Annotated in this window: 23 protein-coding genes; 12 read left to right on the top strand and 11 right to left on the bottom strand. The window is 68.9% G+C overall.

Going from position 1 to position 22,751, the window contains the following annotated elements; translation table 11 throughout:
• Positions 1-44 precede the first annotated feature (44 nt).
• A complete protein-coding gene (locus tag ACYU7G_RS09820; protein WP_461107225.1) occupies positions 45-1,160 on the bottom strand; it encodes a ScyD/ScyE family protein in 1,116 nt (371 codons plus the stop codon).
• Positions 1,161-1,311: 151 nt separating this feature from the next.
• Between ACYU7G_RS09820 and ACYU7G_RS09815 the strand changes: the two genes are divergently transcribed.
• Complete coding sequence (locus ACYU7G_RS09815; protein ID WP_461107223.1) at positions 1,312-3,114, top strand: DEDD exonuclease domain-containing protein; 1,803 nt, start codon at positions 1,312-1,314, stop codon at positions 3,112-3,114.
• Here the strand turns inward: ACYU7G_RS09815 and ACYU7G_RS09810 are convergent.
• The gene (locus ACYU7G_RS09810) at positions 3,092-3,601 is read right to left on the bottom strand and encodes a peptidylprolyl isomerase (RefSeq protein ID WP_461107221.1); all 510 of its coding nucleotides are present in this window, start codon (positions 3,599-3,601) and stop codon (positions 3,092-3,094) included. The two genes, ACYU7G_RS09815 and ACYU7G_RS09810, sit on opposite strands and share 23 nt — an antisense overlap.
• A gap of 130 nt (positions 3,602-3,731) precedes the next feature.
• On the opposite strand from ACYU7G_RS09810, the gene ACYU7G_RS09805 reads away from it, so the two are divergent.
• On the top strand, positions 3,732-4,655 hold the full coding sequence (locus tag ACYU7G_RS09805) for a sunset domain-containing protein (RefSeq protein WP_461107219.1): 924 nt from the start codon (positions 3,732-3,734) through the stop codon (positions 4,653-4,655).
• Between the two features lie 116 nt (positions 4,656-4,771).
• Complete coding sequence (locus ACYU7G_RS09800; protein WP_461107217.1) at positions 4,772-5,428, top strand: prepilin peptidase; 657 nt, start codon at positions 4,772-4,774, stop codon at positions 5,426-5,428.
• On the opposite strand, the gene trpD is transcribed toward ACYU7G_RS09800, so the two are convergent.
• A complete protein-coding gene (trpD, locus tag ACYU7G_RS09795) occupies positions 5,415-6,449 on the bottom strand; it encodes an anthranilate phosphoribosyltransferase (RefSeq protein ID WP_461107215.1) in 1,035 nt (344 codons plus the stop codon). The two genes, ACYU7G_RS09800 and trpD, sit on opposite strands and share 14 nt — an antisense overlap.
• On the bottom strand, positions 6,446-6,859 hold the full coding sequence (locus ACYU7G_RS09790; RefSeq protein ID WP_461107213.1) for a response regulator: 414 nt from the start codon (positions 6,857-6,859) through the stop codon (positions 6,446-6,448). The genes trpD and ACYU7G_RS09790 overlap by 4 nt, the downstream gene beginning before the upstream one ends.
• Before the next feature lie 217 nt (positions 6,860-7,076).
• Between ACYU7G_RS09790 and ctaE the strand changes: the two genes are divergently transcribed.
• The 9 genes from ctaE to ACYU7G_RS09745 all read left to right on the top strand — a co-directional run bounded on the left by ctaE (position 7,077) and on the right by ACYU7G_RS09745 (position 16,974).
• Positions 7,077-7,754 (top strand): aa3-type cytochrome oxidase subunit III, encoded by a 678-nt coding sequence (gene ctaE / locus ACYU7G_RS09785; protein ID WP_461107211.1) that lies wholly within the window; start codon positions 7,077-7,079, stop codon positions 7,752-7,754.
• A 26-nt stretch (positions 7,755-7,780) separates the two neighbouring features.
• Positions 7,781-8,581: a cytochrome bc1 complex diheme cytochrome c subunit gene (gene qcrC, locus ACYU7G_RS09780; protein WP_461107209.1), complete on the top strand. Its 801-nt coding sequence runs from the start codon at positions 7,781-7,783 to the stop codon at positions 8,579-8,581.
• Positions 8,578-9,657, top strand: a complete 1,080-nt coding sequence (gene qcrA / locus ACYU7G_RS09775; protein WP_461107207.1) for a cytochrome bc1 complex Rieske iron-sulfur subunit — start codon at positions 8,578-8,580, stop codon at positions 9,655-9,657. The genes qcrC and qcrA overlap by 4 nt, the downstream gene beginning before the upstream one ends.
• Entirely contained in the window at positions 9,657-11,378 is a 1,722-nt protein-coding gene (qcrB, locus tag ACYU7G_RS09770) for a cytochrome bc1 complex cytochrome b subunit (RefSeq protein ID WP_461107205.1), read from the top strand. The genes qcrA and qcrB overlap by 1 nt, the downstream gene beginning before the upstream one ends.
• An 84-nt stretch (positions 11,379-11,462) precedes the next feature.
• Complete coding sequence (locus ACYU7G_RS09765) at positions 11,463-12,917, top strand: GuaB1 family IMP dehydrogenase-related protein (protein WP_461107203.1); 1,455 nt, start codon at positions 11,463-11,465, stop codon at positions 12,915-12,917.
• A complete protein-coding gene (locus ACYU7G_RS09760; protein WP_461107201.1) occupies positions 12,914-14,173 on the top strand; it encodes a sensor histidine kinase in 1,260 nt (419 codons plus the stop codon). The genes ACYU7G_RS09765 and ACYU7G_RS09760 overlap by 4 nt, the downstream gene beginning before the upstream one ends.
• On the top strand, positions 14,173-14,820 hold the full coding sequence (locus tag ACYU7G_RS09755) for a response regulator (protein ID WP_461107307.1): 648 nt from the start codon (positions 14,173-14,175) through the stop codon (positions 14,818-14,820). The genes ACYU7G_RS09760 and ACYU7G_RS09755 overlap by 1 nt, the downstream gene beginning before the upstream one ends.
• Before the next feature lie 112 nt (positions 14,821-14,932).
• The gene (locus ACYU7G_RS09750) at positions 14,933-15,814 is read left to right on the top strand and encodes an ABC transporter ATP-binding protein (protein ID WP_461107199.1); all 882 of its coding nucleotides are present in this window, start codon (positions 14,933-14,935) and stop codon (positions 15,812-15,814) included.
• The gene (locus tag ACYU7G_RS09745) at positions 15,811-16,974 is read left to right on the top strand and encodes an ABC transporter permease (RefSeq protein WP_461107197.1); all 1,164 of its coding nucleotides are present in this window, start codon (positions 15,811-15,813) and stop codon (positions 16,972-16,974) included. The genes ACYU7G_RS09750 and ACYU7G_RS09745 overlap by 4 nt, the downstream gene beginning before the upstream one ends.
• A gap of 82 nt (positions 16,975-17,056) precedes the next feature.
• Here ACYU7G_RS09745 and ACYU7G_RS09740 read toward each other — a convergent pair whose 3' ends face one another.
• The 7 genes from ACYU7G_RS09740 to ACYU7G_RS09710 all read right to left on the bottom strand — a co-directional run bounded on the left by ACYU7G_RS09740 (position 17,057) and on the right by ACYU7G_RS09710 (position 22,678).
• Positions 17,057-17,455, bottom strand: coding sequence for a cytochrome c oxidase subunit 4 (locus ACYU7G_RS09740; RefSeq protein WP_461107195.1), 399 nt, complete (start codon positions 17,453-17,455; stop codon positions 17,057-17,059).
• Positions 17,452-19,194, bottom strand: coding sequence for an aa3-type cytochrome oxidase subunit I (gene ctaD, locus ACYU7G_RS09735; RefSeq protein ID WP_461107193.1), 1,743 nt, complete (start codon positions 19,192-19,194; stop codon positions 17,452-17,454). Before ctaD ends, ACYU7G_RS09740 begins: the two co-directional genes overlap by 4 nt.
• A complete protein-coding gene (ctaC, locus tag ACYU7G_RS09730) occupies positions 19,191-20,072 on the bottom strand; it encodes an aa3-type cytochrome oxidase subunit II (protein WP_461107191.1) in 882 nt (293 codons plus the stop codon). The genes ctaD and ctaC overlap by 4 nt, the downstream gene beginning before the upstream one ends.
• 109 nt (positions 20,073-20,181) lie before the next feature.
• On the bottom strand, positions 20,182-20,529 hold the full coding sequence (locus ACYU7G_RS09725; RefSeq protein WP_461107189.1) for a HesB/IscA family protein: 348 nt from the start codon (positions 20,527-20,529) through the stop codon (positions 20,182-20,184).
• 84 nt (positions 20,530-20,613) lie between these two features.
• Positions 20,614-21,498, bottom strand: coding sequence for a glycerate kinase (locus ACYU7G_RS09720; protein WP_461107187.1), 885 nt, complete (start codon positions 21,496-21,498; stop codon positions 20,614-20,616).
• Positions 21,495-21,866 carry a PspA-associated protein PspAA gene (gene pspAA / locus ACYU7G_RS09715; protein ID WP_461107185.1) on the bottom strand — a complete coding sequence of 124 codons (372 nt, stop codon included), beginning with the start codon at positions 21,864-21,866 and terminating at the stop codon, positions 21,495-21,497. Before pspAA ends, ACYU7G_RS09720 begins: the two co-directional genes overlap by 4 nt.
• Positions 21,863-22,678: a PspA/IM30 family protein gene (locus ACYU7G_RS09710; RefSeq protein WP_461107183.1), complete on the bottom strand. Its 816-nt coding sequence runs from the start codon at positions 22,676-22,678 to the stop codon at positions 21,863-21,865. Before ACYU7G_RS09710 ends, pspAA begins: the two co-directional genes overlap by 4 nt.
• Positions 22,679-22,751: the final 73 nt, after the last annotated feature.

The raw sequence follows: 22,751 nt of genomic DNA, 5'->3' as shown, positions 1-22,751 counted from the left end.
GACCACTGACAATGGCGCCCGACGGCGGGCCGGACGTGTCGTGCTCAGCGCAGTGACACCTTGACCACCTGTCCTCCGGGGGCGACCGAGCCGGTGGTGACGTAGGCGTCGTGGCCGCGGATGGCCAGTCCGTAGGGCGCGAACAGGTCACCCACCACCGTGGTGTGGTTGCCACCCGGGTCCACCTTCACCAGCGAGCCGGTGACACCCGTCTGGAGTCCGGTGGCGGAGATCTGGACCGCGTACAGCGTCTTGCCCTTGAACGCGATGTCGGTCACGTTCGTGAGGCCGGTGGCGTAGACCTCGAGCCCGTTGTCCCCGTACCGGTAGATGCTCGCGGCACCCTGCTGGAACGGGAACCCGGTCAGCTGGCCGACGTAGAGCAGCCCGTCGGGGCCGACGGTCGCCACGGTGGGCACCGGCTGGGCCGGGAACGGGTCGGGAGCCCCCGGGAACGGGGCGGGCGAGACGAGCACCGGGTCGAGCACGGCCAGCGCACCTCGCACGCCGTCGTCCTTGCCTCCGAGGAGGAGGACGTCGTTGCCGCCGGCGTCGACGGCCACCAGGTCCTTGCCCACCCTGAGCAGGTCGACGGGGTTGGAGTCGATCTCCCCCTCGTCGGGGTTGTGGGCGGCCTCGAAGGCGAGCAGGTCCGCCACCAGCTTCGGCTCGGCCTGCTTGCCCTTGAGCTTGGTCTCGATCACGGTGCCGAGCAGCGCGCCGTCGGCACCCAACTGGTCACGATTCTCGAGGCTGCCGCCGATCCCCATGGCGATGGTGAGGGTGTTGCCCTTCACCAGGACGTCGAAGGGTCCGTTGGCCTCCTCGGCGCTGACCCCGGACGGCAGTCCCTCGACGACGCGGGTCTGGACCCCCTGCTTGGAGATCTTGGTGATGGCGCCGGTGTGGTGGACGCAGACGTCTCCGAACTGCGGGTGCACGAAACAGGCCCCGGGTGACGCGGAGGGTGCACCGGACTCGGCGACGTAGAGGTCCCCGTTGGGTGCGAACGAGAGCTTGCGCGGGCTGTCCAGCCCGGTTGCCACCACCGTCACGGTGGGTGGCTGCTCGCTGCCGTCACCCAGTGCGGGAGTGGCGGCTGCAGAGGTGAAAACGAGGGCCATCAGAGCGATGGCGGTGGACGCGGTGCGTCGTTGCATGGTTCCCCCTTTTCTCCGACGCCGGAGCACCGTGCTCCGGCGCACCTGATCACGTTACGTCCGATGTCGCCGCGCGTAAATGGGTTCGGGACACGCAGTTTCCGCGGGCCGGCGCAGGCCGTTGTCAGTGCGCGCGCATATGGTCCCGGACATGCATGACACGCAGCCGCACCAGCCATCCTTCGAGGACCTCGGGACCCACCTGTCCCAGGTGACCTTCTGCGTCGTCGACCTCGAGACGACGGGCGGCGGGAGGGACTCCGCCATCACGGAGATCGGCGCGGTGAAGGTGTGTGGAGGGGAGATCGTCGGCGAGTTCCAGACCCTGGTGCGGCCGAAGGGCCCGATCCCACCCATGATCCAGGTCCTGACGGGGATCACGGACCAGATGGTCGCCGACGCCCCGAACCTCGCCCAGGCCATGCCGCCGTTCGCGGAGTTCGCGGCCGGCTGCGTGCTGGTGGCCCACAACGCCCCGTTCGACGTGGGCTTCCTCCAGCGCGCCCACCAGGAACTGGGCATGCCGTGGCGGCGGCCGACGGTGGTGGACACCGTGACGCTCGCCCGACAGGTGCTGCTCAAGGAGGAGGTGCGCAACTGCAAGCTGGCCACGCTGGCCGCGCACTTCAACGCCACCACGGTGCCGAACCACCGAGCCCTCAGCGACGCCCGCGCCACCGTCGACGTGCTCCACGGCCTGCTCGAGCGCGTGGGGAGCCTCGGCGTGCACACCCTCGAGGACCTGGGGGAGCTCACCGCCAGGGTGTCCCCGGACCGGCGGGCCAAGCGCGTGTGGGCGAAGGACGCCCCGCAGGGACCGGGCGTGTACTGGTTCCTGCACGACGGCAGGGACGCCGACGGTGAGCGACGCTCGGAAGTGCTGTACGTGGGCAAGTCGAACAATCTGCGCAACCGGGTCCGCAACTACTTCTCGGCCTCCGAGCAGCGTGGCCGGATCCACGAGATGGTGCGGGTGGCCACCGGCGTTCGTTTCCTGCGCTGCTCCACCCACCTGGAGGCGGAGGTTCGGGAGTTGCGCATGATCGCGGCGCACGCCCCCCGCTACAACCGCCGTTCCCGCAACCAGGGGAAACTCGTCTGGCTGAAGCTGACCGACGAACCCTTCCCCCGGCTCTCGGTGGTGCGCAAGGTGACGGACCCGGGCACTTTCTGGGGTCCGTTCCCGTCCACGGACGCCGCGCAGGAGGCGGCGATGGCGATCCACGAGACCTATCCGCTGCGGCAGTGCGGCGGCCGGCTGTCCGCCCGGAAGCCCTCCCAGGCCTGTGCGCTCGCGGAGATGGGGCGCTGCCTGGCGCCGTGCGAGTTGGGCGACGGGGCCGAACGCTACGGCGCAGTGGTGGAGGAGGTCCGCAGCGCCTGGGCGTCGGACGTGCGGCCGGTGCTGCGCTCGGTCCGGGGCAGGCTGGGACGGCTGGTCGGGGAGGAACGATTCGAGGAGGCCGCCGCGGTCACCGAGCGCCTGAAGGCGTTCTACCGGACCTCCGTGCGCCACCACCGGATTCGTTCCCTGGCGGGTTGTGCGGAGATCGTGGCCGCGGCGCCGGAGGGCACGGAGTGGGCCATCCACGTGGTCCGGTTCGGGAAGCTGGCCGGGGCGGCCACGGCTCCCACCAGCCGGGTCAGGGCGGTGGCGGAGGAGTTGACGGCCGTGTCGGAGACAGTGCTGCCCCCGGCCGGCGGGATCCCGGCGGGCAGCGTCGAGGAGGCGGAGCGGATCGCCTCCTGGTTGGAGTCCGACGGTGTCCGCCTGCTGTCGGTCGACGGCGAGTGGTCCTGGCCGCTGCATGCCGGCCTCGAACCAGAGGCCCTCACTGCCGAACTGATCGGCAGGAGGGCCCCGGAGTTGGATCTGGCGTTCCCGCCCGAACTGGTCGACGACGGCCGGGACGGCCATCGTCGGCGCAGGGTCAGGACAGGGTCACCGACTTGATGACGATGTCGGTGGTGGGACGGTCCCGGAAGTCGGTCTCGGTCTCCGCGATGGCGTCGACCACCTTGCGGCTGGCCTCGTCCTTGACCTCGCCGAAGATGGTGTGGCGGCGGTTCAGGTGCGGCGTGGGGACCACGGTGATGAAGAACTGGGAGCCGTTGGTCCCGGGTCCCGCGTTGGCCATCCCGAGCAGGTAGGGGCGGTCGTAGCTGAGCTCGGGGTGGAACTCGTCGGCGAACTGGTAGCCGGGGTTGCCGGTGCCGGTGCCGAGGGGGCAGCCCGTCTGGACCATGAAGCCGTCGATGACGCGGTGGAACTTGATGCCGTCGTAGAAGTTGCCGGTCTTGGTCTCGCCCGTCTCGGCGTCGCGGTACTCCTTGGTACCGCCGGCCAGGCCGGTGAAGTTGGCGACGGTGGCGGGGGCCTGGTCGTCGAAGAGTTCCATGACGATGTCGCCGACGGTGGTGTGGAGGGTCGCGGTGCTCATCCTCGGTCCTTTCGTTGTTTGGTCTTGTCCGGCCAACCTACTGTGTGGGAGCCGATTTTCCATGTCGGGAACCCACTACGCGGTAGCGTGGTGTGTGCTCGACCACGAGCCAAACCAATTGGAGGAATTCGTGAACAAGACACGAGAGCTCAAGAAGGCCGCCGCAGACGCCGCCGCCAACACCGCAGACGCCGGGCAGAAGGCCCTCGACGAGGGGGTCGCCCGCGCATCGGAGTTCCTGGGCGAGGCCCAGAAGGTGGCCGCCGGCATCATCGACGAGGCCCAGAAGCGCGCCGTTCCCGCCGCCAAGGACGCCGGGGTCCGCGCCGCAGACTTCGCGTCCAAGAAGCTGGACTCCTGGGAGCCGCACATCCGTGATGCCCTGGACAAGGTGGCCCCCGCCGTCGAGGCCGCCAAAGACAAGGTCTCCGACGACCTGCTCCCCCGTCTGCAGACCATGCTCCACGACGTCGCCGAGCACCCCGCGCTCGTCGAGGCGAGCAAGCGCGGCGAGGCCGCCGCACAGGCGCTCAAGGGAGAACTGGAACCCAAGAAGAAGGGCGGCAAGCTCAAGGCCTTCGGCAAGGTGGTGGCCATCGGCGCCATCGTCGTCGGTGCCGTCGCCGCGGTCCGCCACTTCCTGACACCCAAGGACGACGGCTGGACCGCCCACGAGCCCTCCAAGGCCTACGTCAACAACAACGACACCTTCGCCACGGCCGCTCGCCTGCGCGAGGAGGACGCCACGCCCAGCACGGCGACCGACGCCCCGACCGACGGCTCCCCCAGTGACGAGGCCCCGGCCTCCGAGGAGACCGAGGCAGCGTTCGAGGCCCCGGTCGAGGACTCCACCGACGCGGCCGAGGCCACCGAGTACGGCGAGGGCGCGTACGTGGGGAGCAACCCCCCCGAGGGCTTCGTCATCAAGGGCAATGAACGCTCGAAGAAGTACCACCTCGCCGGGTCCGGCGGGTACGAGCGCACCATCGCCGAGGTCTGGTTCAACTCGGAGGAGGCCGCCCAGGCCGCCGGGTTCACCAAGGCCCAGCGCTGACCTGAGTCCCGAGGCGCCCACCGGTCCTGCCGGTGGGCGCCTCGGCGTTCCGGGACTTTTCCACAGCCGGTCCGTGATCGCCCCGACCGCTCCCGCCGCCCGGTAGCCTCCCGAGCATGTTCTGGGTGGCGGCCGCTGCAGCCGCGACGGCCTCCGCGGCCGCGCACGTCCGTTTCGTGGTGCCCCGGCTCCCTCCCCCGGCCCTCGACGAGGGTGAGACCGCGCCCGACTACCGCGCCCTCGCGTCACGGCCGGACGCGCTGGGCGCCGCCACCCTCGCCCTGTTGGCGGGGCTGCTGGTGCTGCCCGGCCTGCCCACGGCGCACCTGCCCGTGTGGATCGCCTACCTCGGCGCCGGCTGCGCGCTGGTGTGGGTGGACCTGCGCTCCACGTGGCTGCCCCGCAGGTTGAACCAGGTCTGCCTGGCACAGGTGGCCGTGGGACTGTTGCTGCTCGGCGCGGCGGACTGGCGCTCTGCGCTGGCGGGCCTGGTGGGCGGGGCCGTGGCGCTCGGGTTGTTCCACCTGGTCTGGCTGCTGGGGACCGGCTTCGGGTACGGCGACGTCAGGCTGGCGGCGATCGTGGGGACGATGGCCGGGGTCCACGGCCCGCAGCACTGGGTGACGAGCATCCTCGCGGGCACCATGGTGGGGGCCGTGTGGGCGTTGGCCCATGCGGTCTCGAACCGGGGCCGCGACACGCCGGCACACTTCCCCTACGGGCCGTCCCTGTGGCTGGGCCCGGTGCTCGCAGGCTGGCTCAGCGGTTGGTGATCTCCACCCACTTGTCCAGCAACTCCTTGGCGGCGCCGGAGTCGATCGCGTTGCGGGCATCTGCCATCGTCTCGCGCAACTGCTCGACGAGGTCGATCACGGGGCTGACCCCGCGGTAGGCCAGGAGGGCTGCCGCGGCGTTGAGCAACACGATGTCGCGCACCGGCCCGGGCTTGCCCGCGACGAGGTCCCGGACCACCTGCGCGTTGTGCTCGGCCGGTCCGCCCGTCAGGTCCGCCGGGGCCGAGGGCTCGAGCCCGAGGTCCAGCGGGTCGAGGGTGGTGCGGTGCACCCGGCCATCGGTCACCAGCCACACGTCGGACGGCGACGTGGTGGTCAATTCGTCCAGCCCGTCGAAGCCCCGGAACACGAGGCCGCGCACACCACGGCCGGCAAGGACCCTGGCCACCACGGGAGCGATGTCGTCATTGGCCACCCCGAGCGCCATCGCCCGCGGGCGCGCCGGGTTCGACAGGGGGCCGAGGAAGTTGAAGGTGGTCTGGATCGCCAACTGCTTGCGCACCGCGGCGACGTTCTTCATGGCGGGGTGGTACAGCTGCGCGAACAGGAAGACGATGCCCACCTCGTCGAGCACCGCGGCCTGCTCGGCCGGGTCCAGCATGATGTTGACTCCGAGCGCCTCGAGGGTGTCGGCGGTGCCGGCCTGGGAGGAGGCGGCCCGGCTGCCGTGCTTGACCACCTTCGCACCGGCGGCAGCCGCGACGATGGCAGACATCGTGGAGATGTTGACGGTGTTGGCACGGTCCCCGCCGGTGCCGACGACGTCCACAGCCTCGTCGTTGAGCAGGATCGGCGTCGCATTGGCGAGCATGGCCGCGGACAGGCCGGAGATCTCGTCCTCCGTCTCACCCTTGGCACGCAGGGCCACCAGGAGCGCGGCGAGCTGGACCTCGCTGGCGCGACCGTTGAAGATCTCGTTGAGGGCCCACTCGGCCGCCTCTGCCTCGAGCCCCTCGCTCCGGACCAGACCGGTGAGGATCTCGGGCCAGGAGAAACTCACTTGGCGACGACCTTGCCGCGCAGCAGTTCGGCCACCTGCTCCGGCAGGCGGACGGGGTCCACGGGGAACGGCGAGAGCGCCTCGGCCTGCGTCCACGTCCCGAGCCAGGCATCAGCCACGCGACGGATCAGCAGCAGCACCGGCGGGCAGTCCGCGTACTCGTTCTTCACCTGGTGGGCCAGCCCGTAGCCGCCCTCCGGCTGCGCGTCGCCGTCCATGATGATCAGGGAGTAGTCCGTACCGCCGGCGTCCAGCGTCCGGAGCAGGGCGGGACCGGTGGCGACCTCGAACACCTCGATCTCGGGGAGGTCCCTCGCAACCTTGCGCCCGAGCGTCAGGCGGATGTCCTCACGCACCGTACGGTCGTCGGAGAACAGCAGCACCTTCAGGGCGTCGCGGTCTTCACTCATGTTCTTTCGCCATCCTCGCCACCGCGATCCGCGGCATCGCTACCTTTGCACCTGCAACGAATCGTAGCCAACCTCGTGCGATGCGGCCACGACGAGCCTTATCCGACCCCGGCCCGGCGGGACTACCACAGGTGGTGTACGGACACAACCCATCTACCTTGTGCATACCGGCGCGTTTGCGGCCATAATGGGGCCCGTGGCCAGCAAACATGAGACTTTGACAGCACCGAACGAGGTCCCGACCGGAGCGATCCATCCCATCGCCCCGTCCCGCCTCAACAAGCCCAAGGGGCGCCCCGACACCCTGAGCGTCGGCGTCATGATCTGGCTCGCCAGTGAGCTCATGTTCTTCGCCGCCCTGTTCGCGGCGTACTTCTGGATCCGCAACGTCACGACGCAACAGGCGGGCGACGGCGTCAGCCTGTGGGAGGCGATGACCGCCCACCTCGACGTCCCATTCGGCAGCATCAACACCGCGATCCTGGTGCTCAGCTCCTTCACCTGCCAGATCGGCGCCAACGCGGCCGAGCGCGGCCGCGTCAACGGCCCCTGGCTCAACCCGCTCAAGTGGGGCATGCGGCAGGCGTTCACCGTGACCTTCATCCTCGGCTCCACGTTCGTGGCCGGCCAGGTGTGGGAGTACTTCACGCTGTTCAGCGAGGGCTTCTTCATCTCGACCAACGTGTACTGGTCCATCTTCTTCCTCGCCACCGGCTTCCACGGCCTGCACGTCATCGGCGGTCTGATCGCCTTCCTGTTCGTGCTGGCTCGTTCGTACATGACCCGGACCCACACCCACGAGCAGACCGTCTCCGCGCACGTCGTCAGCTACTACTGGCACTTCGTCGACGTGGTCTGGATCGTGCTGTTCGGCGTCATCTACTTCCTCCGCTGAGCCCGAAAGACAATCAGGAGAACATCGTGAAGTTTCTGTCCAAGCGACGCAAGCACTCGGCGGCCAGGCCGCTGCTGCTCGTGCTGGCCCTCCTAGCCGTCGGGCTCGGCTACTCGATCGTGGCCCCGCAGCAGACCTCCGCCGAGACGGAGATGACCCAGCAGATCGAGGAGGGCAAGGCCCTCTTCGACGTCAGCTGCTCGTCCTGCCACGGCCTCAACGGCGAAGGCACTACCCAGGGCCCCAGCCTGATCGGCGTCGGTGCGGCATCCGTCGACTTCCAGATGGGCACCGGCCGCATGCCCGCCGCCCGCCCGGAGGTCCAGATCCCGACGCGCCCCGTCATCTACTCCCAGGACCAGATCGACGCCGTCGCGGCCTACGTCGCCTCCCTCGGCGCCGGCCCCGAGGTGCCGCAGGAGGACCAGTACTCCCCCGAGGGCCTGAGCGCTGAGGACATCGCCCGTGGTGGCGCCCTGTTCCGTGCCAACTGCTCCGCGTGCCACGGCATCGTCGGCGGCGGTGGCGCCCTGCCCAACGGCAAGTACGCACCCTCGCTGTTCGAGACCGAGGACATCCACATCTGGGAGGCCATGCGCACCGGACCCCAGCAGATGCCCGTGTTCTCCAAGGACGTGCTCCACGACGAGGACGTCAAGGAGATCATCGGCTTCCTCGACGCCCAGCGGGATGCGCCCACCTACGGTGGCCAGCCCATCGGCAGCAACGGACCCGTCTCCGAGGGCTTCTGGATCTTCATCCTCGGCATCGGCGGACTGATCATCGTCGGCGGCTGGATCGCCAAGAAGGGGGCCCGAGCCCGATGAGCCACGACAACCTGCCCGTCAAGGACCCGGACCTGGGCCACTCGGTCCCGAACCCGGGCCTCGAGGAACACGTCGAGCGCTTCACGGACGTGGACAAGGGCGCGGGCAACCGCGCCTACGCGGTCATCGTCGGCATGCTCGCCCTGGTGCCGGTGCTCGCCATCGCGTTCCTCGTGGTGTACTTCGCCGTCCCGAACGACCTCCTGCTGGACGTCCGCTTCGGTGAGGTCCACTTCCTCACCGCCAACGCCCAGAACTTCTGGCTCGGTCTCACCGCCGGTCTCGCGGTGCTGCTGATCGGCCTCGCGCTGATCCAGTGGGCCCGCGTGATCATGGGCGACGAGGAGAGCGTCGAGATGCGCCACTCCGCGGCCTCCAGCGAGGAGGACCGCGCGGTCTTCGCCGAGGAGTGGGAGGCCGGCGCCAAGCAGTCCGGCCTGGGCCGCCGCAAGCTGATCGGCGGCGCACTCGGCGGTGCACTCGGCTTCGCCGTGCTGCCGGCCGTCGTCCTGCTGGCTGACATGGGCCCCTGGCCCACCAAGAGCAAGCGTGCGGAGACCATCGAGCGCACCATCTGGGCCGAGGGGGTCAAGCTCGTCAACGACGAGACCTGGCGGCCCATCCGTCCCGAGCACCTGGAGATCGGCCAGCTGGTCAACGCCCAGCCCGAGAACCTGCGTGACTTCCACGGCTCGGCGTTCCAGGTGGAGAAGGCCAAGTCCTCGCTGGTGATCGTGCGCATGGACCCGGCCTCGATCAAGGTCCCCGAGTCCCGCAAGGACTGGCACGTCAGCGGCATCCTCGCCTACTCGAAGATCTGCACCCACGTCGGCTGCCCCATCAGCCTCTGGGAGCGCCAGACCCACCACCTGCTGTGCCCCTGCCACCAGTCGACCTTCGACCTCGGCAACTCCGGCGTCGTGGTCTTCGGCCCCGCCGCCCGTTCCCTGCCCCAGCTGCCGATCAAGGTCAGCAGCGAGGGCTACCTGGTGGCGCAGAGCGACTTCACGGTGCCGGTGGGCCCCAGCTACTTCGAGCGTGACTCGAGCGAAGACTTCAAGGACGGTGACCAGTGATGGCAAGGCCAACCACGATCGGCGACGCCTCCCCCGTCATCGAGCCCGAAGTGGCTCCCGTGACGAAGAAGAACCCCGCCGTCCCCGCGTTGAAGTGGGGCGACGAGCGGCTCGGGCTGGGCAAGATCAGCCGCCAGATGCTGCGCAAGGTGTTCCCGGACCACTGGAGCTTCCTGCTCGGTGAGATCGCGCTGTACTCGTTCATCATCCTGCTGCTGACCGGTGTGTTCCTGACCATCTGGTTCAAGCCGTCGATGGCTGAGATCGAGTACGACGGCACCTACCAACTCCTCAAGGGCATCCCCGTCTCCGAGGCCTTCGCCTCGACGCTGCACATCAGCTTCGACGTGCGCGGCGGCCTGCTGGTGCGCCAGATCCACCACTGGGCGGCCCTGCTGTTCGTGGCGGCCGCGTTCGTCCACATGCTGCGCGTGTTCTTCACCGGCGCCTACCGCAAGCCGCGTGAGGTGAACTGGCTGGTCGGCATCGGCCTGATGGCGATGGCCACGATCGCCGGCTTCGCGGGCTACTCGCTGCCGGACGACCTGCTCTCCGGCACCGGTCTGCGGTTCGCCGACGGCCTGATCCGGTCCATCCCGATCATCGGCACCTGGGCGGAGTTCTTCGTCTTCGGTGGCGAGTTCCCGGGCGAGTTGATCATCGCGCGCCTGTACATGGTGCACATCCTGCTGGTGCCCGGGCTGCTGCTGGGCCTCGTCGCGCTGCACCTGGCGCTCGTGGTCTACCACAAGCACACCCAGTACCCCGGCCCCGGCCGCACCGAGAACAACGTCGTGGGCTACCCCGTCTTCCCCGTGTACGCGGCCAAGGCCGGCGGCTTCTTCTTCGTCGTGTTCGGCTTCTGCGTCCTGCTGGGCGGCCTGGTGCAGATCAACCCGGTCTGGCTCTACGGCCCCTACGACCCCGCCAAGGTCACCGCCGGCTCGCAGCCGGACTGGTACATGGGCTGGCTCGAGGGCGCCGTGCGCATCATGCCCGGCTGGGAGACCCACGTGCTCGGCACCACCTGGTCCTGGAACGTGTTCCTGCCCGGCGTCGGCCTGATGGGCCTGCTGTTCACCGTGCTCGGCGTGTGGCCGTTCGTGGAGCGTTGGCTCACGGGCGACACCCGGGAGCACCACGTGCTGCAGCGCCCCCGCAACGCCCCGACGCGCACCGCGTTCGGCGTCGCCGGCATGACCTGCTTCGCGCTGTTCCTGATCGCCGGCGGCAACGACATCGTCGCCACCCGCTTCCACCTGAGCCTCAACGCGATCACCGTCGCGCTGCGGATCCTGGTGTTCGTCGGTCCGGTCATCGCGTTCATCGTCACCAAGCGGGTCTGCCTCGGCCTCCAGCGCCGGGACCGCGAACGGGTGCTGCACGGCTCCGAGACCGGCATCATCCACCGCTCCCCCGGCGGCGGCTACTCCGAACCGCACCTGCCGATCGGCCAGGACGAGAAGTTCCTGCTCACCCAGCACATCCAGCGCAAGCCGCTCGAGGTCTCCGCGGAGGCTGACGAGAACGGGGTGCAGATCCCGCAGGAGGTGGGCGGCTTCCGCGCCAGGATGTCGCGCTGGTACCTGGGCCACGACGTCCCGAAGGCGACGGCGCAGGAGATCGCCGACTCCGAGCACCACGAGGACGGTCACGAACTCGAGGATGCCGAGGAGCAGGCGGCCATCGAGGACCGCGAGCCCGAGCCCGCGAACGACTGACCGGTACTCCCGGACCGAAGAGGCCCGTCCCCCAGGGGGCGGGCCTCTTCGTCTTCCCGGCCCCGAGTTGACATACTTGGCTCCGTGCGATTCCTGAACGAGACCCCGGCCCACGACCTGACCTACTCCGACGTGTTCATGGTCCCGAGCCGTTCCGACGTGACCTCCCGCCTCGACGTGGACCTGACCTCCACCGACGGGCTCGCGACGCCGCTGCCGCTGGTGGCCGCCAACATGACCGCGGTCTCGGGCCGCCGCATGGCAGAGACGATGGCCCGGCGCGGCGGCCTGGCGATCTTCCCGCAGGACATCCCCGCCGACGTCGTGGCCCGCTCCATCGCGAAGGTGAAGGCCGCCCACCCCGTCTTCGACACCCCGATCACCGTCGCCCCCGACACCACCGTCGGCGAAACCCTGACCCTGATCGGCAAGCGCTCCCACGGGGTGGCCGTCGTGGTCCAGGAGGACAAGGTGGTGGGACTGGTGAGCGCCTCCGACGCGAGGAACGCGGACCGCTTCGCCCAGGCCAAGGACGTGCTGACCACCGACGTCAGCCTGATGGCCTCCGACGCCACCCCGGAGGACGTGTTCAACAAGCTCTCCGAGCAGCACCAGAAGGTGGCGGTGGTGGTGGAGGGCGAGCGGCTCATCGGCATCATGAACAGCAAGGGTGCGCTGCGCTCCAACATCTACTCCCCCGCCCTCGACGCCGACGGCCGGCTCCGCGCCGGTGTCGCGGTGGGCATCAACGGCGACGTCGCGGGCAAGGCACGGGCAGCGCTCGAGGCGGGCGCGGACGTGCTGGTGATGGACACCGCCCACGGCCACCAGGAGAAGATGATCGGCGCCCTGCGGGTGGCCCGGGAGGAGCGGGACCGCTACGCCGGTGAGACCGGCCGGCACGTGCTGGTGGTGGCGGGCAACGTCGTCACCGCGCAGGGTGCGGTGGACCTCGTCGAGGCCGGCGCAGACATCATCAAGGTGGGCGTGGGACCGGGTGCCATGTGCACCACCCGCATGCAGACCGGTGTGGGCCGGCCCCAGTTCTCCGCGGTGCTGGAGGCCGCCGCCGCGGCTGCCGAGCTGGGCAAGTCCGTGTGGGCCGACGGCGGGGTCAAGTTCCCCCGTGACGTCGCCCTCGCGCTGGCGGCCGGTGCCGGCTCGGTGATGATCGGTTCCTGGTTCGCCGGCACGCACGAGTCCACCGGGGATCAGCTGTTCGACCACGAGGGCCGCGCCTACAAGGAGTCCTTCGGCATGGCCTCGGCCCGTGCGGTGCGGCAGCGCACCCGCGAGCAGTCCGCCTACGACCGGGCCCGCGCCGCACTGTTCGAGGAGGGCATCTCTTCCTCGCGGATGTACCTTGACCCGGCCCGCCCGGGCATCGAGGACCTGCTCGACTGGATCACCTCGGGCGTGCGCTCGTCGGCCACCTACGCCGGTGCCCGCAACCTCTCGGAGTTCGCCGAGCGGGCCGTCATCGGCGTCCAGTCCGGTTCCGGCTTCGAGGAGGGACGGCCGGTGGAGAAGAGCTGGTGAGGGAGTTCTTCGGGCTGGACGACGCGTACGTCCGCCCGGTCCCGACGGGCGGCATGCGGCAGGACATCGCCGTGGCCCTCGTCCTGATGGTGCTGTCCATCACCGGCCACCTGGGCACCGTCTCGCTCCCCGACTTCGAGCAGGAGGCCAACCTGCCGTGGTCCGTGCTGACCATCCTGCTGGCAGGCGTCCTGATCACCTTCCGCAGGCGCTTCCCGGTACTGGTGCTCCTGCTGGCAACCGGCGTCCACTTCCTCGTCGTCGGCCTCGTGATGCCGATAATCGTCCTGCAGCCGGGGATGCAGGTCCTCTACTTCCTCGGCCTGTACTCCGCCATGGCATGGGCCCGGAACCGGGAGGCCCTGATGCTGGCCACCCTGGCGGTGCTGGTCACCATGGGCGCCTGGGTGGGCATCGACCTCGCCAACGGCATCGCGTCGGTTCGGGCCACCGACGGTGAGCTCCCCGTCCCCCTGGTGGTCTCCCAGGTGCTGGTCAACATCGCCTACTTCGGCGGCGCCACGTGGCTGGGACGCAACGCCTGGCTGAAGGCGCGTGCCGACACGGAACTCGCGGACTCCCAGGTGGTGGTGGCGCAGCAGGCCGAACAACTGGCGCAGCAGGCCATCATCGGGGAGCGGCTCCGGATCGCGCGCGAACTGCACGACTCGGTGGCCCACCACGTGGCGCTCATCGGGGTGCAGGCCGCAGCTGCCCGCCGTGCCATGGGCAAGCAGCCCGAGGCCGCCGCGGAGGCCCTCCACAGCGTCGAGGACTCCGCCCGCCAGACCGTCTCCGAGCTGCGCTCGGTGCTGGGCTCCCTGCGCAACCCGGACGAGGACCCCTCCAGTGACCGGCCAAGCCTCGACCAGCTGGCCGGACTGTTCGAGGAGGCGGGCACCCTCGGGCTCGTGGTGGAGCACACCCTCGTCGGCGAGCAGCGGCTGGTCGACGAACTGACGGTTTCCCAGTCGGCCACCCTCTACCGTGTGGTCCAGGAGGCGCTGACCAACGTCCGCAAGCATTCGACCGCCACCCGCGCCAGCGTGGTGCTGCGCCTCGACGGCAGGATGGCCGAGGTGGAGGTCCTGGACGAGGGACTGCGCCGCCAGGGCACCAACGGCAGCGGCCTCGGGCAGGTGGGCATGCGGGAGCGGGTGCAGGCCCTCGGGGGCACCACCGAGATCGGTCCCCGACAGGGGCGGGGCTACCGGGTGCGGGCCCGGCTGCCCATCATGACGGGAGCGGCAGGTTGATCCGGATCATGCTCGTGGACGACCAGGTGATGGTGCGTCGCGCCTTCGCCCTCATGCTCGGTGTGGAGGACGACATCGAGCTCGTGGGACAGTGCGACACGGGAGCCGAGGCCGTCGAACTCGCGGCCACCACGGCGTGCGACGTGGTCCTCATGGACATCGAGATGCCGGTCATGAACGGCATCGAAGCCACCCGCCGCATCACTGCCGTCGGCGGGCCCGAGGTGATCGTCCTGACCACCTTCGACCGCGACGACTACCTCTTCGAGGCCCTCCGGGCGGGCGCCGCTGGCTTCCTGCTGAAGAACGCCGAGCCGGAGCGGCTCCTCGAGAGCATCCGCACCGTGGCCGAGGGCGGAGCCCTGCTCGCCCCCGAGGTCACCCGTCGCGTGATCGAGGAGGCCGTGGCCAGCCGTCGTCGACCACCGACCTCCAGCCCCCAGCTGGAGCGTCTCACCGCGCGGGAGCGTGACGTCCTGGTGCTGGTGGCGCGCGGCCTGTCCAACGCGGAGATCGCCGAGGAGTTGTTCGTCGGCGAGGCGACGGTGAAGTCCCACGTCTCCGCCTGCCTGGCGAAGCTCGGGGTCCGGGACCGCGTCCAGGCCGTGATCCACGCCTACGAGAACGGGCTGGTGTCTCCCTCCTGAGGGGGAGGAGCGCACCTGCTCAGGAGGGGCACCACTCCCCCGGATTTCACCCCGCTGCCCGATCCCTCCCGGCCCCTCCACCTGTCATCGTTGCTGGTGGAAGGGAGCACACATGTTGGAGATCAAGGACCTGACCCGACGCTTCGGCGAGTTGACCGCGGTGGACCGCGTCTCCTTCGACGTCGAGCCGGGCAAGTTCACCGGGTTCGTCGGAGGCAACGGCGCAGGCAAGACCACCACCATGAGGATGGTGATGGGCCTGCTGCAGCCCGACTCCGGCCGGGTGCTGTGGCAGGGCAAGCCCGTCACCGCCGGGGACCGCGCACAGTTCGGCTACATGCCGGAGGAACGCGGGCTGTACCCGAAGCAGCCGGTGCGCAACCAACTCGTCTATCTCGGCGAGCTGCACGGCATGCCACACAAGGAGGCCCGCGTGGCGGCCGAGGAACTGCTGCAACGGTTCGGTCTCGGTGACCGGATGAAGGACAAGCTGGAGAAGCTCTCACTGGGCAACCAGCAGCGCGTCCAGATCGCGGCGGCGGTGATGGCCAACCCCAAGTGCCTGATCCTGGACGAGCCCTTCAGCGGGCTGGACCCGGACGCCGTCGACGAGATGTTCACTGTTCTGAGCGAGTTCACGGCGCGCGGCGTCCCCGTGCTGTTCTCCTCCCACCAGCTCGACCTCGTGGAGCGCCTCTGCGACAACATCGTCATCCTCGCCCGCGGCAAGGTGGTGGCCAACGGTTCGGTCGCGCAGCTGCGTGAGGCGGGGCAGGACCAGCACCGGATCCGCAGCGAGGCCGACCTCGGCTGGTTGCGCGGCTTCCCGGGCGTCCAGGTCCTCGACCTCGACGGGACCGAGGCGCACGTCACGTTCAGCGACGTCGCTTCCGAGCAGGCGGTCCTGCACGAGGCCATCAGCCGGGGCCCGGTGCGTGCCTTCGGCCCCACGGTCCGTCCACTCAGCGAGATCTACCGGGAGGTAACCCGATGAAGTCCTACACCGCACCCAAGCACGCCTGGTGGATCGTCGCCCGCCGCGAGATCATGGCGAAACTCACCGACAAGGGATTCTGGATCTCCACCGCAGTCGTGGTGGCCATCATCGGCCTCGCCCTCGGCGCCAGCTTCCTGTTCGCCTCGTCGCAGGGCAACATGACCGTCGGCGTCACCGACGACGCGGGCCGCGAGGTGGTCAGCATCGCCATGTCGGAGACGGGCCAGCCCATCGACGTGGTCGAACTCCCGGCGCAACAGTTCGACACCGCCATCGAGGAGGGCAGGATCGACGCCGGCATCGCGCAGACCGCCGACGGCTGGGACCTCGTCGTGGAGAGCATCGAGACCAGCACCGGCGCCCTCCAGAGCGCCATCACCACATACATGACCGCCGCGAACGCCGAGGCACTGGGGATCGACCCGGCCCAGCTGCAGGAGGGCTCCCGGGTGGACCTCCGCCTGGCCGGCGAGCAGGTGGCCGACGATGCGATGGTGGCTCTCGTGGCGGGCATGGCGTTCTCGGTGCTGTTCTTCATGTCTGCCACGATCTACGGCCTCCAGATCGCGCAGAGCGTGGTGGAGGAGAAGGAGTCACGGCTGGTCGAGATCCTCAGCGCAGCGGTCCCGACCCGGGACCTGCTGGTGGGCAAGGCGCTGGGCAACACCATCATGGCGCTGGGGCAGCTCCTGGTGTTCATCGCGATCGGGGCGATCGGGATCTCCTTCACCGAGTTCGGTTCCTTCCTGCCCATGCTGCTGCCCAACATCGGTTGGTTCGTGCTGTTCTTCCTCGTCGGCTTCGCTGCGTTGAGCACCCTCTGGGCCGCCACCGGGGCGATGGCCACCCGCGTGCAGGACATCAACAACACCACCATGCCGCTGATGATGGTGCTGATGGTGGTCTACATGGCCGGCTTCTTCGCCCGCGGTTCGCTCGCCACCGTGCTCAGCTACGTCCCGGTGGTCTCCAGCGTGGTGATGCCCCAGCGGCTGCTGAACGGGTCCGCGGACGGGCTCGACGCGCTGGTCGCGCTCCTGCTCTGCGGGGTGTTCATGGCCGTGAGCATCAAGGTCGGTTCCCTGATCTACCGCCGGGGCCTGATGAAGACCTCGGGGATCCTGAAGCTGGGCGAACTGTTCACCAAGGCCTCCTGAACCGGCTCCGAAACGAATCGGACCCGCAACCCCTTGGCAGGGTTGCGGGTCCGATTCGTTTGGTTCGGAGACGGGCTCCCGGTCAGTGCTTGTAGTCGCCGCGGTAGAACTGGAACAGCCAACCGGAGAGCGCCCACACGCCGACACCGATGCCGATCAGGCTGATCCACCACTGGCCCGTGCCGGGGCCGATGAAGATCAGCGAGGCTGTCACCGCGGCCCAGAAGGGCCAGATGCTCGACGGGGCGAAGAAGCCGTACTCGCCGGCCCCCTCGACCACCTCGGCGTCCTTGCGGTCCTCCGGGCGGGGATCGAAGGTGCGTGCGGTGATCGTCAGATAGGTGCCGATGATGATGCCCAGGAGTGCCGTGAACCCGAGGGCGAAGGTGCCTGCGATCTCACGGGCCATGAACCAGTAGATCGGGGTGACGATCGCGAAGTAGATCGCGATGAACCAGAATGTCCACTTCTCGGCTCTCACTTCTGGTTACCTCCACCGAGGAGCTCGAGCTCCTCATCGTCTTCGGATCCCTGGCCGAGCAACTCGGCGAACTCGGCCTCGTCCTCCTCGGCCAGTTCCGGGTGCGCCAGGTCGAATGCCGGGTGCATGGAACGGACGCGGGGCAGCGAGTGGAAGTTGTGTCGCGGCGGCGGGCAGGAGGTGGCCCACTCCAGGGAGCGGCCCCAACCCCACGGGTCGTTGACGGTGACGTTCGGGGACTTGCGCGTGATCCACACGTTCCACATGAACGGCAGCATCGAGACGCCGAGCAGGAACGCGCCGAAGGTGGAGACCTGGTTGAGGAGCGTGAAGCCCTCCCAGGCGCCGTAGTCGGCGATCCGTCGCTGCATGCCCTCGACACCCAGCCAGTGCTGGACCAGGAACGTGGTGTGGAACCCGAAGAACAGGAGCCAGAAGTGCACCTTGCCCCAGGTCTCGTTCAGCAGCTTGCCGGTGAACTTCGGCCACCAGTAGTAGAAGCCGGCGAAGGTGGCGAACACCACGGTTCCGAACACCGTGTAGTGGAAGTGCGCCACGACGAAGTAGGTGTCGGAGACCTGGAAGTCCAGCGTCGGGCTGGCGAGGATGACACCGGTGAGGCCACCGAACAGGAACGTGGTGAGGAAGCCGATCGCGAACAGCATGGAGGACGTGAGCGTGATCGCGCCGCGCCACATGGTTCCGATCCAGTTGAAGAACTTCACACCCGTCGGGATGGCGATCAGGAACGTCATGAACGAGAAGAACGGCAGGTTGACCGCGCCGGTGACGAACATGTGGTGCGCCCAGACCGAGACGGACAGGGTGCCGATGGCCAGCGTCGCGAAGACCAGGCCGTAGTAGCCGAAGACCGGCTTGCGGCTGAACACGGACAGGACCTCGGTGATGATCCCGAAGAACGGGATGGCGATCACGTAGACCTCGGGGTGGCCGAAGAACCAGAACAGGTGCTGCCACAGGATCGGTCCGCCGCTGGCTGCGTCGAACACGTGACTGCCCAGGATTCTGTCCGACCCGAGGACCAGCAGCGCCGCTCCGAAGACGGGGAACACCATCAGGACCAGGATCGAGGTGACCAGGATGTTCCAGCTGAAGATCGGCATGCGGAACATCGTCATGCCGGGTGCACGCATGCAGATGATGGTGGTGATGAAGTTCACGCCACCGAGGATCGACGAGAGGCCGAGCAGGTAGAGGCCGACCAGCCACAGGTCACCGCCGGCACCCGGGGAGTGCACCGAGTTGGACAGCGGTGCGTAGGCGAACCAGCCGAAGCTGGCGGCGCCACCGGGGCTCAGGAAGCCGCTGCAGGCGATCAGGGAGCCGAACAGGTACAGCCAGTACGCGAAGGCGTTCACGCGCGGGAACGCGACGTCCGGCGCGCCGAGCTGCAGCGGCAGGATCGCGTTCGCGAAGCCGGCGAAGATCGGGGTCGCGAACATCAGCAGCATGATCGTGCCGTGCATCGTGAAGAACTGGTTGAACGTCTCGTAGTTCAGGAACTGGATGCCGGGGTTGGCGAGTTCCGCGCGGATGGCGAGCGCGAGCACGCCGCCGAACGCGAAGAAGATCATCGTCGTGAGGAAGTACATGTTGCCGATCACCTTGTGGTCGGTGGTCGTCAGGTACTTCATGATGCGCGCGCCCTGGGTGGACTCAGCCGCCCGCTGGGCGGGGCGCTCCTCAGCTGAGGTTGCGCGGGCTGCGATGCTGCTCAATGTTCTCCCTCGTTCTCGTACTCGGGAAGGGTGTCCTCGGAGCTGGTGGGAAGCTCCACGACGCCGGCGTTGCCGTTGGCCGCCAGTTCCTTCACGTATTCGTTGTACTCCTCCTCGGTCACGATGTGGACCTCGAAGAGCATGAGCGAGTGGTAGGTACCGCACAGCTCAGCGCACTTGCCGTCGAAGACGCCAAGCTTCGTGGGCGTCACGTCCATCGAGTTGGGGTGCCCCGGGACGACGTCGAGCTTGTAGTAGAACGACGGGACCCAGAAGGAGTGGATGACGTCCGGGGAGTTCAGGTTGATCCGGACCGTCTTGTTCAGGGGGAGGTACAGGTCCGGGATCTTCTCCAGGGTGCCCACCTCGTGGGCGTCCGTGGCGATCGCGGGGTTGTCCGCCTCGTTGTAGTTGAAGGTCCAGGACCACTTCTGGCCGATGACGTCGATCACGACGTCCGGGTTCGGGGACTGGGCCTTCATCGCGTCGTCGGCGCGCACCGTGTAGAAGAACAGGACACCGACGATCAGGAACGGCACGAGCGTGTAGAGCAGCTCGAGCGGCAGGTGGTACTTCGTCTGGCGCGGCGCGGAGTTCACTCCCTCCTTGTGCCGGTAACGGATCACGGACCAACCGATCAGGCCCCACACGAGGCCTCCGATGATCAACGAAGCGATCCATGCACCGACCCAGAGGTTCGCCATGGTCGGCGCCTGAGCCGATGCTGCCTCCGGAAGGCCGAAACGTGCCGCCTGCCCGGAGCATCCCGCCAGCAGCCCCAGCGCCCCGACACCGCCGAGGGCCGTCGCTCGTCTCACGAGTCGTCCGGAGCGGCCCCTGGCACGCCCAAGTTTCCCAGTCACAGGTTGTCTTCCCATCTGCTTGCCACTACTGAGCACACACTAACGCAAAAGCCACCCCGAGGCACCGTTGCGCCGGGCGGGGTGGCATTGTTGGACACGACTGTGTTCGTGTTCCGGGGACTGCTCAGTGGAAGGAGTCCCCACAAGCGCAGGAACCGACTGCGTTGGGGTTGTCGATGGTGAAGCCCTGCTTCTCGATCGTGTCGACGAAGTCGATGCTCGCGCCGCCCAGGTAGGGGGCGCTCATCTTGTCCGTGACCACCTTGACGCCGTCGTAGTCCTTCTCCACGTCGCCGTCGAGGGAGCGGTCGTCGAAGTACAGCTGGTAGCGCAGTCCGGAGCAGCCACCGGGCTGCACGGCGATGCGCAGGCTCAGGTCGTCGCGGCCCTCACCCTCGAGGAGTGAACGGATCTTGGTGACGGCGACGTCGGTGAGGACGATGCCGGAGGTGGCGGTCTGGGTGTCTGTCACGGTTGCTCCCGGAAGGGTGGTTGAAGCTGGTACGACCCACAGTGTACGCCCACAATCGGAAACGCAACCCTGGGTCTCGGGGTCTCACCAGCGCCAGGTGGCTGCCACCTTCGCCGCGGTCCCCGCCAGTTGCTCCCGCGTCGGGACCTCGTCCCCCGCTCCGGGCAGTACCGCGTAGGCGGCCTCGATCCCGGCGAGCCTGAGCTCACGGGCGGACACGAACGTGCGGCCCGCGACCACCACGATGGGCCGCAGCGCCTCCTCGGCCAGCTGCGCCAACCGCTTCACCACCGGTCCCCCGACGGCGTGGAAGTCGAGCTGCGCGGCCCCCGTGACCACCACGTCGGCCCGGGCCATGACGCCGCTCGCGCCGTGGCCGTCGAGGCACAGTTCAAGCCCGGACGAGACGCTGCCGCCGGCGGCGATCACCACAGCCCCGACCCCGCCCAGCGCACCGGCGCCGCGGGTGCCCGGGTCCACGCCGAGCGCGGCCGCCCAGGCCTCGGCCCGGCCGTCGTCGGCGATGGTCTCGGCCAGTTCGGCGCCACGCCTGCGGCCGAGTTCGGCGACGGCACCGGACAGACCCGTCAACGGCGAGTCCTCCAGGTCCGCGGGCACGACCCCGACGAACTGTCGTCCCGCCAGCCGCTCGGTCGCGGCGGCGACCACCTCCGGCGGTGCGGCCGAGACCAGCTCGGCCGCGGTGGGCGGATCGAGGGCCGTGAGGTCGAGGTAGAGAGTCCCCTTCCCCGCGGCCATCGACTCCAGCGCCTCCCCGATGCTGCCGGGGGCCTGCAGTTCCCCGTCCGGATCCATGGTGGACAGCGCGTCGGCAAGGGCGTCGCCGCCACTCCCGATGGGAATGACGGCGACCTGTGCGCCCTGCTCGGCGAATGCGGTACCGATCGTCTCGGACGCTGCCCGCGGGCTGAGGCCCGCCATCGCGTCCGAGGCCACGAGGACTCTCAAGGGGTGGGCTCCTCCTCGGCTGCGCCGGGCTCCACGCCCTCGGCACGCACGAGGTCTGCCTCCCCCTCGAAGTTCTCAGCGTCGGGGATCAGCCCGTAGTACTCGGACTGGCTGTCGAGCAGCGCCCGGACCTCCTCGACGGTGGAGTCCACGTCGGGAAGCACCAGGTCCGACTCGGCGAGCACTTCGTCCGGCACCTCCACCCCGTTGGCATGCACCCCGGCCACCAGCTCCTCCAGGGCGGTCTTCAGGGCCTCGGCGTCACCGTCGGCGACCGCCTTCTCCACTGCCTCGTCGATCTCGTTGAGGGCGATCAGCTGCTCCGGCTCCATCACCCACTGGCCGCGACCCAGGATCCTGACGATCATGCCTGGCCCTCCGCCGGTCCCGCCTGCGGCTGCTGCGCCTGCGCCTCCGGTGCGCGGGCGGGCGTCGCCTGCGACGAGGGGGCGTCGATCTGGGCACGGGCCTCGGGGCCGCCCGTGAGCTGCGCCTTCATGGCTGCGAGCTCGTCCTCGACCGTGGCGTCGGAGGCGAGCGCGTCGAGCTCGCGGGTGATGTCGTCGCGGGTGCTGCCGGTGGGGTCCTCGAGGGCACCGGAGGCGAGCAGCTCGTCGACGGCGGAGGCGCGGGCCTGCAGCTGCAGGGTCTTGTCCTCGGCGCGCTGGATGGCGAGGCCGACGTCGCCCATCTCCTCCGAGATCCCGGTGAAGGCCTCGTTGATTCGGGTCTGGGCCTCGGCCGCGGAGTAGGTGGCCTTGATGGTCTCCTTGCGCGTGCGGAACGCGTCCACCTTCGCCTGGAGTCGGGAGCTGGCGCGGACGAGCTTCTCCTCCTCGCCCTGGAGCGCCGCGTGCTGCGTCTGCAGGTCCGCCAGCTGGGACTGGAGCCCACTCTTGCGGGTCAGGGCCTCACGGGCGAGGTCCTCACGGTTGGCCTCCAGCGCGCGCTGGGCCTGCATCGTGAGCTTGTCGACCTCCTGGTTCATCTTCTGCGCCTGCAGCTCGACGCGCTTGCGGCTGGTGGCCACGTCCGCGACGCCGCGGCGCACGTTCTGCAGCAGGTCGAGCTGGCGCTGGTAGGAGTAGTCCAAGGTCTCCCTCGGGTCCTCGTACTTGTCAAGTACCTTGTTCGTCTTGGTCTTGAACATCAAGGCGATTCGTTCAAAGATGCCTGCCACAGTTTTCCTTCCAGAGCGGTGTGGGCCCAACGCTACCCGCTGCACCGCGCACCCGCGAGGGGTGCAACCCTGA

Source organism: Tessaracoccus terricola (genome assembly GCF_054776555.1).
Note: the sequence above shows the minus strand (reverse complement) of the source record. Positions and strands in the feature narration are given on the sequence as shown.